At 63.7% G+C, this 13,905-nt stretch carries 10 protein-coding genes; 6 read left to right on the top strand and 4 right to left on the bottom strand.

Going from position 1 to position 13,905, the window contains the following annotated elements; all coding sequences use genetic code 11:
- The first annotated feature begins 222 nt into the window (after positions 1–222).
- A complete protein-coding gene (locus ACIPY2_RS07070; RefSeq protein ID WP_400265639.1) occupies positions 223–1,539 on the top strand; it encodes an RNA polymerase sigma factor in 1,317 nt (438 codons plus the stop codon).
- A 221-nt stretch (positions 1,540–1,760) separates the two neighbouring features.
- On the opposite strand, the gene ACIPY2_RS07065 is transcribed toward ACIPY2_RS07070, so the two are convergent.
- Positions 1,761–1,982, bottom strand: a complete 222-nt coding sequence (locus tag ACIPY2_RS07065) for a hypothetical protein (RefSeq protein ID WP_400265638.1) — start codon at positions 1,980–1,982, stop codon at positions 1,761–1,763.
- A 255-nt stretch (positions 1,983–2,237) separates the two neighbouring features.
- On the opposite strand from ACIPY2_RS07065, the gene ACIPY2_RS07060 reads away from it, so the two are divergent.
- A complete protein-coding gene (locus tag ACIPY2_RS07060; protein ID WP_400265637.1) occupies positions 2,238–4,346 on the top strand; it encodes a type IIA DNA topoisomerase subunit B in 2,109 nt (702 codons plus the stop codon).
- Between the two features lie 19 nt (positions 4,347–4,365).
- Here the strand turns inward: ACIPY2_RS07060 and ACIPY2_RS07055 are convergent, their stop codons facing one another.
- Positions 4,366–5,541, bottom strand: a complete 1,176-nt coding sequence (locus ACIPY2_RS07055; RefSeq protein ID WP_400265636.1) for an MFS transporter — start codon at positions 5,539–5,541, stop codon at positions 4,366–4,368.
- 34 nt (positions 5,542–5,575) lie between these two features.
- Between ACIPY2_RS07055 and ACIPY2_RS07050 the strand changes: the two genes are divergently transcribed.
- Entirely contained in the window at positions 5,576–6,109 is a 534-nt protein-coding gene (locus ACIPY2_RS07050) for a Chromate resistance protein ChrB (protein ID WP_400265635.1), read from the top strand.
- Positions 6,110–6,116: 7 nt separating this feature from the next.
- Here ACIPY2_RS07050 and ACIPY2_RS07045 read toward each other — a convergent pair whose 3' ends face one another.
- Together ACIPY2_RS07045 and ACIPY2_RS07040 are read right to left on the bottom strand one after the other, a co-directional pair.
- Complete coding sequence (locus tag ACIPY2_RS07045) at positions 6,117–7,106, bottom strand: M56 family metallopeptidase (protein ID WP_400265634.1); 990 nt, start codon at positions 7,104–7,106, stop codon at positions 6,117–6,119.
- A 5-nt stretch (positions 7,107–7,111) separates the two neighbouring features.
- Positions 7,112–7,498, bottom strand: coding sequence for a BlaI/MecI/CopY family transcriptional regulator (locus ACIPY2_RS07040; RefSeq protein WP_400265760.1), 387 nt, complete (start codon positions 7,496–7,498; stop codon positions 7,112–7,114).
- A gap of 271 nt (positions 7,499–7,769) precedes the next feature.
- On the opposite strand from ACIPY2_RS07040, the gene ACIPY2_RS07035 reads away from it, so the two are divergent.
- From ACIPY2_RS07035 to cydD, 3 genes are read left to right on the top strand one after another with little or no spacing between them, the layout of a single operon-like run.
- Positions 7,770–9,368 carry a cytochrome ubiquinol oxidase subunit I gene (locus tag ACIPY2_RS07035; RefSeq protein ID WP_400265633.1) on the top strand — a complete coding sequence of 533 codons (1,599 nt, stop codon included), beginning with the start codon at positions 7,770–7,772 and terminating at the stop codon, positions 9,366–9,368.
- Positions 9,369–9,386: 18 nt separating this feature from the next.
- Positions 9,387–10,487: a cytochrome d ubiquinol oxidase subunit II gene (cydB, locus tag ACIPY2_RS07030; RefSeq protein ID WP_400265632.1), complete on the top strand. Its 1,101-nt coding sequence runs from the start codon at positions 9,387–9,389 to the stop codon at positions 10,485–10,487.
- 7 nt (positions 10,488–10,494) lie between these two features.
- Positions 10,495–13,902, top strand: coding sequence for a thiol reductant ABC exporter subunit CydD (cydD, locus tag ACIPY2_RS07025; RefSeq protein WP_400265631.1), 3,408 nt, complete (start codon positions 10,495–10,497; stop codon positions 13,900–13,902).
- Positions 13,903–13,905: the final 3 nt, after the last annotated feature.

Here is a 13,905-nt window from a genome sequence, read left to right as displayed (position 1 = left end):
CGATTCGCAAAATCATGAGACAATGGATGCCGAGACCCGGTTGGGTCCGCGTTTGAATGCCCGTAATGTACCCGAATTCAGGGAACAAGGCGGCGGCGTCGGCAGTTGTACCTAGAGACCCTGCGGACGGCGATTGCGTTTGAAAATAATCGCGGACTTGACAGGGTCATAGTGGTGTTGCCCACATGGTGATTCCACAGACCGCCGCTAGAAAGGTTTTCTGTGACCCCGTCTTCCGTCGAGAAGGAACCCGCCGCCCAGGCCGAACTGTCCCCTGAGGAAACGAAGGCGGCATCGGCCAAGCGTGCGGCGACAAGTGCTGCCAACAAGGCCTCCGGGGGCGGCTCTGACAAGCCGGCACCCAAAAAGCGCGGACCCAAGCCCGGCGCCAAGGCCGCGGCTGAGGCTGCGAGCAAGTCTTCAGATACCGATGATGACGCTGACGAAGCGAATGTTGAGGACGAAGAGTTCGATCCCGCGGCCGCTGAGGAAGTGGAAGTCGGCGATGACGACGCCGAAGAAGGCGCTGCTCCGGGCAAGGACAAACCTGCGCCCACAGGTTCCGGCTTTGTCTACTCCGACGCCGATGATGACGACGCGCCCGTCCAGCAGGTCATGTCGGCCGGTGCTACCGCCGACCCCGTAAAGGATTACCTGAAGCAGATCGGTAAGGTCGCCCTGCTGAACGCCGAGCAGGAAGTCGACCTCGCATTGCGGATCGAAGCCGGCCTGTTTGCCGAGGAGAAGATCGCTGCCGACGACGGTTCAATGGATCCCAAGCTCAAGCGCGAGCTCGAGTTCGTCATCCATGATGGCAAGAGGGCCAAGAACCACCTGCTCGAAGCCAACCTTCGCCTTGTGGTGTCCCTCGCCAAGCGTTACACCGGCCGTGGCATGCTCTTCCTGGACCTCATCCAGGAAGGCAACCTTGGTCTGATCCGTGCCGTGGAGAAGTTCGACTACACCAAGGGCTTCAAGTTCTCCACCTACGCAACCTGGTGGATCCGTCAGGCCATTACCCGCGCCATGGCCGATCAGGCCCGTACCATCCGTATTCCGGTACACATGGTTGAAGTCATCAACAAGCTGGCCCGTGTCCAGCGGCAGATGCTCCAGGACCTTGGCCGCGAACCAACGCCGGAGGAACTCGCCCTCGAACTGGACATGACTCCTGAGAAGGTAGTGGAAGTCCAGAAGTACGGGCGCGAACCCATTTCGCTGCATACTCCGCTTGGCGAAGACGGCGACTCGGAATTCGGTGACCTGATTGAGGACTCCGAAGCCGTGGTGCCCGCTGACGCAGTGAGCTTCACGCTCCTTCAGGAGCAGCTCCACTCCGTGCTCGATACCCTTTCTGAGCGCGAAGCCGGCGTCGTGGCCATGCGTTTCGGCCTGACTGATGGACAGCCCAAGACTTTAGACGAAATCGGCAAGGTCTATGGTGTTACGCGTGAACGCATCCGCCAGATCGAATCCAAGACCATGTCCAAGCTGCGGCACCCCTCGCGTTCGCAGGTCCTCCGGGACTACTTGGACTAGAGGTTCGTTTCCCACGACCCTGACAGCCCGGCCGGTTTCCGGCCGGGCTGTTTCTTGTCCTAACCGAAAAGGCGCAAACGGCTTAACTGGAACAGGGCCCCTCCTTGCGGGAGAAGCCCTGTTCTTGGTTGGTCCGGTTCTTCCGGACCGATTCGCTGTGAATCCTTGTTCCGGTTACGCTTGGCTGGCGTTCGGCGTGCCTGGAAACCGGAATACCCTGCCTAATCGACCGGGATCGGTGCCTTCTCATTGAGGCGCTCGGTCTCATCGTGCCAGTCGGAGGTCAGGGGCCGGAGCGTGGCCTCGACTGCGCGGGCGTGGTGGCCGCAGAAAAGCAGCTCACCTCCGGAGGACTCGAGTACAACGCGGACATATGCTTGAGCCCCGCAACGATCGCATCGGTCAGCTGCGTTTAGCGTGCGGTCTGCAACTGCTGTTGTCATGTCGGCCTCCTTAGTAGTTCTGTACATCCATATAACCAGTATTCGGAGCAGAACCATGGCAAGGATGGATCACTTTCGCTGTCCGCGTATCACATGTGCGTAACGTAACGAAGCCGGCCTCGGCTGCCCGGGAGTGGCAGCCGGTTCTTTGGGCAGCACGCCGCTATCCTTGTATGGGCAGTGTTTGCCTGGACTTAGCGAGCGGAAGCGCCGCTGGAAACACCCTGAGATATACCCCGAAGGAGCGCACCGCGAGTGGCACCGAGTTCTGAATACAACGCCCGGCATCTTTCCGTCCTTGAGGGCCTCGAAGCCGTCCGCAAGCGCCCGGGCATGTATATCGGCTCTACGGATTCGCGTGGCCTCATGCACTGCCTCTGGGAAATCATCGACAACGCAGTTGATGAGGCACTGGCGGGTTTCGGCCATGACATCAAGGTGATCCTCCACGCGGACAACTCTGTTGAGATCCACGACGACGGACGCGGCATTCCGGTCGACGTCGAACCGAAGACAGGGCTCACCGGCGTCGAGGTTGTCTTCACCAAACTCCACGCCGGCGGCAAGTTTGGCGGCGGCTCGTACACGGCCTCCGGCGGGCTCCACGGTGTGGGCGCCTCGGTTGTGAACGCATTGTCCAGCCGTTTGGACGTCCAGGTGGACCGGGGCAGCAAGACCTACCAGATGTCATTCCGGCGCGGAGAGCCAGGACGCTTTGTGGATTCCGGGTCCAAGTCCGGTCCCGATTCACCGTTCGAACCGTTTATCGAAGGCTCGGTCCTTGACGTCGTCGGCAAGGCGAAACGCGGCGTCACGGGCACCCGTGTGCGCTACTGGGCCGACCGGCAGATTTTTACCCCCGATGCGAAGTTCTCGTACGACGATCTCGTGGCTCGTGCGCGGCAGACGTCCTTCCTGGTCCCGGGCCTGAAAATCACGGTCCGCGACGAGCGCAGGGTGGCGGGAACACCCGGGGAGAGCGGGCCCCATGAGGAAGTCTTCCACCACGACGGCGGAATTTCGGAGTTCGTTGAGTTCCTGGCTGCCGACTCTGGCGTAACGGACGTGTGGCGGCTCCACGGTGCCGGTAAGTTCAAGGAAACGGTCCCGGTGCTGGACGAGAACGGCCACAGCAAGATTGCCGAAGTTGAACGGGATTGCGAGGTGGACATTGCCCTGCGCTGGGGGATTGGGTATGAGACCACGATGCGCAGCTTCGTCAACATCATCGCCACGCCCAAGGGCGGTACACACCAGTCGGGGTTCGAGGCAGCTTTGCTGAAGACTTTCCGCAAGGCCGTGGAGGCAAATGCCCGCAAGCTGAAGGCGGGCAACGACAAGATCGAAAAGGACGATGTCCTGGCCGGGCTCACAGCGGTACTGACGGTACGGCTGGCCGAGCCGCAGTTCGAAGGGCAGACCAAGGAGATCCTGGGTACCTCGGCGGTGCGCGCCATTGTTGCCAAGGTGGTCGAAAAGGAAATCACGGCAAAGCTGGGTTCGGCCAACCGCAACGACAAAGCCCAGTCGGCCCTGCTTCTGGAAAAGATCGTCAGCGAGATGAAGTCGCGGATCTCGGCACGCGTCCACAAGGAAACGCAGCGCCGCAAGAATGCCCTGGAAACTTCGTCGATGCCTACCAAGTTGGCCGACTGCCGGACGGATGACGTTGAACGCTCGGAACTGTTCATCGTGGAGGGCGATTCGGCGCTGGGCACGGCCAAGCTTGCCCGGTCTTCGGACTTCCAGGCGTTGCTGCCCATCCGCGGCAAGATCCTGAACGTCCAGAAGGCCTCGGTTGGCGACATGCTTTCCAACGCCGAGTGTGCGGCCCTGATCCAGGTGGTGGGTGCAGGCTCGGGTCGCAGCTTCGATATTGACGCTGCCCGGTACGGCAAAGTAATCCTGATGACCGACGCCGACGTCGACGGTGCGCACATCCGGACACTATTGCTGACCTTGTTCTTCCGCTACATGCGTCCCATGGTGGAAGCCGGCCGTGTCTTCGCGGCCGTTCCGCCGTTGCATCGCGTTGAGGTGATCAATCCGGGCCAAAAGGCGAACGAGATGATCTACACCTACTCCGAGGCCGAGCTCCACGTTCTCCTGTCAAAGCTTGCCAAGGAAGGCAAGCGGTACAAGGAACCGATCCAACGCTACAAGGGCCTTGGTGAGATGGACGCCCAGCAACTCGCGGAAACCACGATGGATCCCCGGCACCGTACGCTGCGCAAGGTCGGCATCGACAGCGCGCAGCGCGCAGAAGAGGTTTTCGACCTCTTGATGGGTTCAGATGTTGCCCCCCGCAAGGAATTCATCATCGCCGGCGCCGCCACCCTGGACCGGGAACGCATCGACGCTTAGCGGTTCCTTCGGCCCGGGGTCAGTCGTTGCTCGGGTTCGCCTCGGCGCCCGGTGCTGCGAATGAGGCTGCCGCGACCACTGCTGCCAGTGCGCCCAAGCCCCACGGCAAACCGGCGGTGACGGCGACCGCGCCCACCAGCAGCGGGCCACCTGCATCGCCCAGTTCCCGCCCGAGCTCCGCCGAACCCATCGTCCGGCCGAGCCGTTCCTTGGGCGTTGCGTCAGCCAGGTGCGCAAAGGCAAGCGGAGTTGCCACGCCAATGCCCATACCGATGAATACCGCCGCGGCGTAGATGGCAACCGGGCCGGGAGCAAGACCGGCCAGGAGGGTTCCGCAGCAGATGGCAGCCAGGCCGAGGATCATTCCTGCCCTGTCGCTCACCGAACCGTGATCGCGAAGCTTACCCACCCGCGGTTGGATGAGGGAGGACGTGACGGCAAGCACGGTCACGACGGCGACACTTCCCGTGGTGCCGAATCCCTCGCGGGCCGCAAGGGCCGGAAGGAAGCCGACTGCTGCTCCCAATGAGCCGGTGGCGGCGGCCAGAACGAGGGTGGGTCCAAGGAATGAACGCTCGGTGCTCTGCTTCCAGACGTCGAGGATGGTGTACCGGGGCCTGGGCAAAGGGGCAAGTGGTGGCACCGCCACGGCAGCCCAGACTGCCACGCACAGGCTGACCACGGCAAGCACTCCGAAAAGGAGACTGAATCCACCCGCAATAATGGCCAGGGCCCCCAACAGCGGGCCGATGGCATAACCGAGTCCTTTCCAGGAGCCATAGCGGCCGAAGTAGTGCCCCGTCCTGGCGCCGGCCAATCGGGCGACGCTTGCCGAAGAAGCCGGAGAGAAGGCGGATGCGGCCATGCCCTGTCCGAGGCGGGCGGCCGCCAGCATGAAGGGTTGTTCAGCCCACAGGCCAATCAAGGAAGCCGCAGCGAAAGCCAGCAGGCCGCCGATGATCACGGGTTTTGGGCCGATCCGGTCGCTTAAGGAGCCGAAAACGGGTTTGAGGAACACTTCGGCAACATCGTAGAGAGCCAGCAGAATACCGAGCCCGAGAAGGCTGAGGCCTATATCGGCGCTTTCAGCGCCGAGTGCCGCGGCTACTGCGTGGGCGCCGAAAGCAGTAGTGAATCCGGCAGCGTACAGGGGCCAGCGCTGGCTGCCGCGGATGGCGGATGCAACTTCGTTCACGCGTATCAATGTAACAGCTGATACATTCCATGTTGTGACTGAATTCGGTTGGTTGTTGATACTCGTCCAGGTTCCGGCGCAGCCGTCGCGTCACCGGGTGGCTGTGTGGCGGGAACTCCGCAGGACCGGAGCTGTGCCATTGTCGCCAGGAACGTGGGTGTTGCCCGCGCACACCGCCTTCGACGAGGGGCTGCGCAGGGTCCAGGAGCTCGTAGACAAAGGCTCCGGAACGTGGACGGTGGTGGATGCCTCGCCCCGCGGCGAAGGAGAAGCACATTTCAGGGATGCCTTTGCTTCGGCCCGCCTTGAGGAATGGGCCGAATTCGGGGCGGATTGCCACAAGTTCGAGGCTGAGATCGCCAAAGAGATTTCGCAAGGAAAGTTCACGCTGGCCGAACTTGAAGAGGAAGAGCAGAGCCTGGATCGCTTGAGGCGGTGGTTCCGGGAACTGAAGGCGCGGGACGTTCTCCGCTTGCCCCAGTCTTCCGAGGCCTCGGATCATCTGGCGCGTTGCGGGGCGCAACTGGAGGCCTTCGCCGAGCTCGTCTACGAGGCCACGCTGATGTAGCAGGGAATCAGCCGAGCAGGCCGGGCACGATCAGCAGGGCAGTAGGTACTGCCAGGAGCAGGACCGAGGATGCCAGAACCAAGGCGCGCAGTCCCCTGGCGAGAGGCGGCTGTGGTGACAAGAGCCGGCTGACGCGGGACGCCGTCGTGCGCGGTGAATCGGCCCCGCCGGTGGCGCTGACGGCGCTCCCTTCGACGACTCCGCCGCCTGCATTGAGCGACGCGCCACCGGCCAGGCTTGGCGAAGGAGTGCCGCTGGAAACAATGGCGATCGCTTTGATCAGGGTGCTCTTGCTTTCGGTCCGGAGTGCAACGTCGTCCGCGAGCATTTCGATCAACGAATTCACCGCCGTCTGGGCTAGCCTGGTGGTCGGAAACCAGGGAAGTGCTTGGCGCCAGGCGGCGAATGCCCACAGGAGGAGGTCGTGGCGCTGCGAAAGATGGGCATTCTCGTGGATGAGGACTGCCCGGAGCTCCGCCGGTTCAAGGGCTGCCATGAGCCCATCCGACAGTACGGTCACGGAGCGGGCACCACCGGGGAGGCAATACGCCACGGGGGAGTCGTGATTAATGACCACCGTCCCAGGGCCGTCGGCCGAAGGCGATGCCAGGAGTGCGAGGAGTTCGCGATGCCTGTGGCGTTGACGCTCGATCTTGTAATAGGTGAGCAGCAGGGTAAAAACAAGATGGGCCGTCAGGAGTGCTGCCGCAGACAAGGCGAAGAGGTGCCAGAAGCCCAGGGCGGTGGTGGGTTCGTTGTTGAACACCATGCCGGCCAGGCTCTTAAGGCCGCCGATGAGGTTTTCTCCGATTGGTTCAAGCCCATAGACGAGCATGGCCCCGATCATGGAGAGCCCACCGGCGAGGGCGATGGCTTGCCACAGCACCATGGCAGTAAAGGGGGAGCGGGCAGGCCACTGTGCCCTCGACAGCAGGACGGGCACGGGCCATGCCAGGATCAATGCCAGGACCGCCAGGAGATATGAGGTCCAGAACATAGTGGCTAATTGTAGCCGAGCAATTTGCGCAGGGTGGCTGCTTCGCTTTCCGATACAGAGCCGATGAAGCGGGCTAGGACAGCTTCGCGGTCAGGTGCGGATCCCAGGACTTCATGCATGAGTTCAGCGGTGTGGTCCGCCCGGCTCGATACTGCCTGGTAGCGGTGGGGGCGGGTCCCGCGTTCGCGCTCCACGAGGCCCTTCTTTTCGAGGCGCGACAGCACGGTCAGGACCGTGGTTACGGCAAGGTCCTTGCCCTGATGACCGGCCGAGCCGTCTCCCGCTGCGGAATCCTGCGCCAGGAGATCGCGCAGCGTGTTGGCAGTTGCCGCCTCTTGGCCCGCCCAGAGCAAATCCATGACCGCCCGTTCCAGTTCCCCAAGACTCGCCATCTGTACGTCCCTACCTTTCACGCCCCGTCCACCTTCAACGAGGAGCGACGATCCAACATTCCACGATAAATCTACCGCGTTTCCAACCTTCATTCTACGCGAAGTAGAACTATTGGCGCGTCGCGGGCGCGGCGAAGGCCTTGCCCGTGTCCATCGCCACTTGAACAATTGGACTTGGTGTCGCGCATTTGTTCTACACTGTGTAGAAGATTAGTTTTCTACGAGATGTAGAACTAGCCACCCACTAAGGGCCGCCGGACAAAGGACAGCCATGGACGCCTTGGAAATTGCACGCTGGCAATTCGGTATCACCACCGTCTACCACTTCATGATGGTGCCGCTCACGATCGGCCTGGGCCTCGTGGTGGCCGTCATCCAGACACTCTGGTACCGCACTGGAAAAATCGAGTATCTGCGGATGACCAAGTTTTGGGGGAAGCTCTTCCTCATCAACTTCATCATGGGCGTAGCCACGGGCATTGTGCAGGAGTTCCAATTCGGCATGGCCTGGAGCGAATACAGCCGCTTCGTCGGGGACGTTTTCGGTGCCCCGCTGGCTCTGGAGGCCCTGCTCGCCTTCTTTGTTGAGTCGACTTTCCTGGGCCTGTGGATTTTCGGTTGGAAGCAACTCAAGCGCGGCGTTCACTTGGCCTGCCTCTGGATCGCCGTGATTGGTTCTGTCTTCTCTGCCTACTTCATCATCGTCGCTAACTCCTGGATGCAGCACCCAGTGGGCGTCGAGATGGTGGACGGACGGCCGGTCATGACGGACGCCTGGGCCGTCTTCACCAACAACACTGCGCTGGTAGCTGTACCACACACACTCTTCGGGGCGCTTGGCGTGGCCGGAGCCTTCCTGTTGGGCATCGCCTGGTACCACTTGTGGCGCCGCCGCCACGACGGCATCGATGTGGTGGGGGCGGACGGCCGGATGGTGCCCGGCGAGGCGGCGATTCCCGGACGGGACAAGACGGACTACACAGTGTGGATGCGCTCCCTCCGCATCGGCGCAGTCGTAGCCATGATTTCCTTCGCCGGCACTGCAATCACCGGCGACCTGCAGGGCAAGCTCATGTTTGAGCAGCAGCCAATGAAGATGGCTGCCGCAGAGGCAGCCTGCCACGACGGAACGGGCTTCTCGGTACTGAGCGTGGGAAACCTCGGCGCCAAAAACTGCGATGACATTGTTGCTGTGATCGAGGTTCCCGGGATTCTGTCTTTCCTGGCCAAGGGCGACTTCACCACCGAGGTCAAGGGCGTCAACAGCCTCCTCGGCGAGTACAAGGACAAATACGGAACGCACCTGCCGGATAACCCCCTCTACGGCGACCGCGCCGGCCAGGAAATCCAGTATGTGCCCGTCATGGAAGTAACCTACTGGGGCTTCCGCATGATGATCGGCTTCGGCGGCGTCGCCGCATTGGCAGCGCTGTTGGCCCTCTGGGTAACACGCAAGGGAGTGGTTCCGGCGTCCAGGTGGCTCATGCGGATTGCTGTCTTTGGCATCCTTGCACCCTTCGGTGCCAACGCCGCGGGCTGGATCTTCACCGAGATGGGCCGCCAACCGTTCGTTGTGGCGCCCAACCCGGACATGAACGGGATCGACCAGGTCTTCATGTTCACTGCCGCGGCCGTCTCGCCAGGGGTTAGTGCTGGAGAAATCCTGGGCTCCCTGGTGGTCCTGACTACGATCTACGCGGTGCTGCTTGTGGTGGAGGTCAAGCTTTTGGTCAAGTACGTCCGCGGTGGAGTGGCTTCGGCCATGCCCGAACTCGCCCATTCGGCAGAAGACGGCAAGGGCGGAGACGGGAACGACGATGGAACTCCCGGCAACGGTAAGTCCGACGACGTCCTGGCTTTCGCCTACTAGAAGCAGAGGAATCCAATAATGGAACTGTTGCCAGCAATCTGGTTCGTCGCCATCGCAGTGTTGTGGACCGGCTACCTCTTCCTTGAAGGCTTCGACCTGGGTGTGGGCATGCTCATGAAGCTTTTTGCCCGAGACAACACTGACCGGCGGGTCCTCCTCAACACGATCGGCCCGGTGTGGGACGGCAACGAGGTCTGGCTGCTCACCGCGGCCGGAGCCACGTTCGCGGCCTTCCCGCTCTGGTACGCTTCCCTGTTCTCCACGCTCTACCTGCCCCTGCTGCTTGTGCTGGTCGCCTTGATTTTCCGTGCCGTGGCATTCGAGTACCGCGGCAAGGTGGATACCGAAAGGTGGCGCAATACCTGGGACTGGGCCATTGCCCTGGGGTCATTCGTGGCAGCTTTCGGGGTGGGCGCTGCGCTTGCCCTGACCACCACTGGACTGCCCATTGATGCCAACGGCGACCGGACCGGCGGTCCCTTTGCCTGGTTCAGCGGATATGCCTTGCTGGGCGGCTTCGGCGTGGTGGCTTTTGCCTTGGTCCACGCCCTGGCGTTCCTGGCCCTGAAGACCGACGGCGACGTGCGGCACCGTGCCCGTCGATGGTTCACCAAATTGGTACCTTTCGCGGCGCTGCCACTGCTCGCCTGGATGGTTTCCGTCCAGATGACCGGTGGAAAACCTTGGACGTGGGCGCTCGTGGTGGCCGGCGTTGTGGCAGTAGGGTTGGCCTGGCAGTTTGGCAGGAGCGGCGCCGAAGGCCGTTTGTTCGCGGCCACCGGAGCGTTTGTGGTGAGCGCAACGGCGTCGATCTTTGGTGCCGCCTTCCCGGTGGTCATCCCCTCCACCATCGATCCTGCGTTCAACCTCACCATCAGCAACGCATCGTCTTCGGACTACACTCTCGGCCTCATGAGCATCGTGGCGGCAGTCGGCCTGCCACTGGTCATCGCCTACCAGGCCTGGACCTACTGGGTCTTCCGGCGCAGGGTGAGTGCTGCCCATATCCCCGCGGCGCACGGGTTCCTGCCGGCCATAGCGTCCAGGATCCTTGCCGACAAACCGGACGGGAAGACGTCCGCCAGTCCCACCGGAACTCCTGCCGGTCCGGGGGCCTGACCCCGCCATGAAATCCGCGTTTCCCTCCGGCCAGGCAACAGCCAAGGCGTTGTACGGCATCGGAATCCTGTCCGCACTCAAAGCGTTGTCGTTGGTCCTGATGGCCCAGGCCGTGGCAGGCATGCTTGCCGGGCTGGCCGGCGGGGATGCCGACTGGAACCACGGCCTGCTGTGGGGTGCGGCAGGCGCGGTGCTGAGGTCCCTCACCGTGTGGGGCCAGGGTGTCGCCTCCCGCAGGGCGGCATTGGGGGTCAAGGAGGAACTGCGGGCGCAACTGCTTGGCAAGGCGCTGGGGGAGGGCGGAACTTCGTCCGCGCGCATGAACGACGGCGGTTTGGCCATCCTGGCCACCCGAGGACTCGATGCCCTTGACAACTACTACACGCAATATCTTCCCGCACTGGTGAACTGCGCCACCATTCCGTTGCTCATCGGTGCCAGAATCCTGTTCGCCGACTGGGTCAGTGCAGTGGTCATCGTCCTGACGGTCCCGTTGGTGCCGCTCTTCATGGTTCTGATCGGCCGCCACACCGAGGACAACGTCAGGGAAGCCCAGGCCACCCTGCGCAGACTCTCCGGGCACATCCTTGAGCTCGCCAAGGGGCTGCCCGTGCTGGTGGGCCTCGGAAGAGCCAGTGAGCAGCGGGCCGCCCTGGATGAAATCTCGGAGCAATACCGCCACCGGACCATGGGGACCCTCCGCGTCGCCTTCCTCTCGGCCCTTGCACTCGAGCTCATAGCCACCATCTCCGTGGCCGTAGTGGCTGTCTTCATCGGGGTGCGGCTGGTGGGCGGGGACATGGCCCTGGAGGCGGGGCTCTTGGCCCTCATCCTCGCCCCCGAGTGCTACCTGCCCCTCCGGGAACTGGGGACGGCCCATCATGCCAGCGATGACGGCCGCGAAGCACTTGGCGCCAGCACCACCATCCTTGCGGCACCGGGCACGCAAAGGCTCAATCCCTCTGTGGAGCAGGGCGCCAAGGGTGCCGCCGAGATTGTGGTAACGGAACTGCGGGTGGACTACGAAGGAAGATCCGGGGCAGCAGTGGGCCCGCTGACCTTCACAGCTCCGGCGGGCCGCGTCACCGCCTTGGACGGGGCAAGTGGAACAGGCAAAAGCACCGTCCTCGGTGTACTGGCGGGCCTGGTGGGCAACGCCCCCGGGACCACGGTGCAAGGAAGCGTGCAGGGTGCGGCGCCCGGCACCGTGGCGTGGGTACCCCAGCACCCAGCCATGGCAAGCGACTCCGTCCTTGCTGAAGTCCTGCTCTACCTCGGTGCCTCCGCGGGCACAAACGGAGCCGGCAGGGCCGCGGGAATTCTCCGCCAAGTCTCCGCTGATCACCTGGCTGCCAAGCACCCGTCTGAACTAAGTCCAGGCGAGCTCCGCCGCGTTGCCCTGGCGCGCGGCCTGGCGCGCCTGGACTCCGGGGCAACGCTCCTGCTCCTGGATGAACCGACCGCACACCTCGATCCCTACTCCGCTGCAGTAGTCCGCAGGGCAATCGAATCCCTGAGTGGCAGCACGACGGTCATCCTGGTGGCCCACGATGCCGCCACCCGGGCGCTGGCTGACCACACCGTTTCGTTGGGCGCCCCCGGCACAACCAGGGCCCATGCCCCGACGCCTGCTGAGTCACCTGCTGCGCCAAGCGAGACCGCAGCAGCTTTGCCCACGGAGTTGGCCGGCCCATCTGTCCGAACTCAATTCCTGCGGCAGCTCGGAGCTGTCCTGGAACCGGTGAAGTGGAAATTCGCCGCGGCCGCCGCGGTGGGAGTGCTTGCTGCGCTCTTCGCAGTGGCACTCTCCGGCCTTTCCGGTTGGCTCATCATCCGGGCGAGCGAACAACCACCGATCCTCTACCTGCTTGGCGCAATCGTCGGCGTCAGGTTCTTTGGCATTGGCCGCGCTGTCCTGCGTTACTCCGAGAGGCTGCTGACCCACGACGCCGTCTTCGCCGCAATGACCCGCCTGCGTGGCTCACTCTGGACCACACTGAGCCGCCGCGCGCTTGCACTCCGTAGGCTCTTGCAGGGCGGCAACGTCCTCGGCGCGATCGTCGACGACGTCGATACCTTGCGGGACCTTCTACCCCGGGTGGTCCTCCCGCCCCTGGCCGCCCTGGGTGTGGCAGCGGGCGCAGTGACCGCGACCGCCCTGGTCCTCCCGGCGGCGTTGCCTGCAACCGTGGCGGCCGCTGTGCTGGGGCTGTTCTGCGCACCCCTCCTTGCGCTGCTCGCCGACCGGAACGCAGCCCGGGCAGAACAGGCGCTGCACACGCAGGTGCTCCGCGGAGTCGCATCGGCCCTGGACGCACGGGCCGAACTCAGCGCCAACGGCGTAGCGGGGCCGGTCCTCGAAGGGCTCGCGAAGAAGGACCGTGCGGCAACTGCCGCCGCGCAACGTTCGGCGTGGGCGGAAGGGCTCGGCCAGGCCCTCGTTGTCCTGGCCTGCTCCCTCGCCGCACTCTGGACCGGGCTGCTCGCGGCCGGGCCCATGCAAAGCGGTGAGGCCGCACCGGCGTTGGCAGCCGTCCTGGTCCTGATGCAGCTCGCCATGGTGGAACCCTACGCCGCAGTGGTGCCCGCGGTTCGGCAGGCGCCTGCGCTCGCCGCCGTCCTGGGCAGGGTGGCCGGTTCAAGTGCCCTGCACACCGTGCCCGGCGCCGTGAAGGGTGCAGCCAAGATCGACGACGGCCTCCAGAACTGGCCCGGGCGGCCAGGCAGGGAGGGCCTCGAGCTGGTCGACGTTACGGCGGCGTGGCCCGGGGGACCCGCGGTTCTCTCCGGCTTGTCAGTTGCTGCTTCACCGGGACGTTGGCTGGCGGTGACCGGCCCCTCCGGCGCGGGCAAATCCACGCTGTTGTCAGTGCTCCTTGGCTTCCTTCCGGTGGCCGGGGGAACCGTACGCCTCACGGGAACGGCCGCCTGGTGCCCCCAGGAAGCCCACCTCTTCGACTCCACCATCCGGGGAAACCTCCTGTTGGCCAGACCCGCAGGGGAAAAGCCCGGCGAGGACGAGATGTACAAGGCGCTCGCCGACGTCGGCCTTGATGAGCTGGTTGAAAAGCTGCCCCACAAGCTCGATACCCGGGTTGGGCCGGGCGGTGCATTCCTCAGCGGCGGCGAACGGCAACGGCTTGCCATGGCGCGTACGCTGCTGACCGGCGCGGGAGTCCTCCTGCTCGATGAGCCGACAGCCCACCTTGACGCCGCGTCTGCGCGGGAGATGATGGGTACTTTGCGGCGGGGTCTGAAAGGCGTCACCGTGGTACTGGTAACGCACAACCCTGAGGACATCGATCCCTCCGATGACCGGCTTGAGTTGGGGGTCGGGAAGGCAAACTCCCCGATGGAGGCAATGGGTAGGGACAAGAGCGCGGCAGAACTGGTGGCACGCGATACGGCTCAGTAGCCT

The sequence above is a fragment of the Paenarthrobacter sp. NPDC089675 genome (assembly GCF_044749185.1).
GTDB lineage: Bacteria > Actinomycetota > Actinomycetes > Actinomycetales > Micrococcaceae > Arthrobacter.
This window is presented reverse-complemented; position numbering and strand designations above follow the sequence as displayed.

Excerpts from the sequence above, each read along its gene's own strand:
- ACIPY2_RS07040 (WP_400265760.1), bottom strand. The coding sequence starts at position 7,498 with ATGGCGAGTCTTGGGGAACTGGAACGGGCGGTCATGGATTTGCTCTGG.
- ACIPY2_RS07035 (WP_400265633.1), top strand. The coding sequence starts at position 7,770 with ATGGACGCCTTGGAAATTGCACGCTGGCAATTCGGTATCACCACCGTC.
- ACIPY2_RS07065 (WP_400265638.1), bottom strand. The coding sequence starts at position 1,982 with ATGACAACAGCAGTTGCAGACCGCACGCTAAACGCAGCTGACCGATGC.
- cydB (WP_400265632.1), top strand. The coding sequence starts at position 9,387 with ATGGAACTGTTGCCAGCAATCTGGTTCGTCGCCATCGCAGTGTTGTGG.
- cydD (WP_400265631.1), top strand. The coding sequence starts at position 10,495 with ATGAAATCCGCGTTTCCCTCCGGCCAGGCAACAGCCAAGGCGTTGTAC.
- ACIPY2_RS07045 (WP_400265634.1), bottom strand. The coding sequence starts at position 7,106 with ATGTTCTGGACCTCATATCTCCTGGCGGTCCTGGCATTGATCCTGGCA.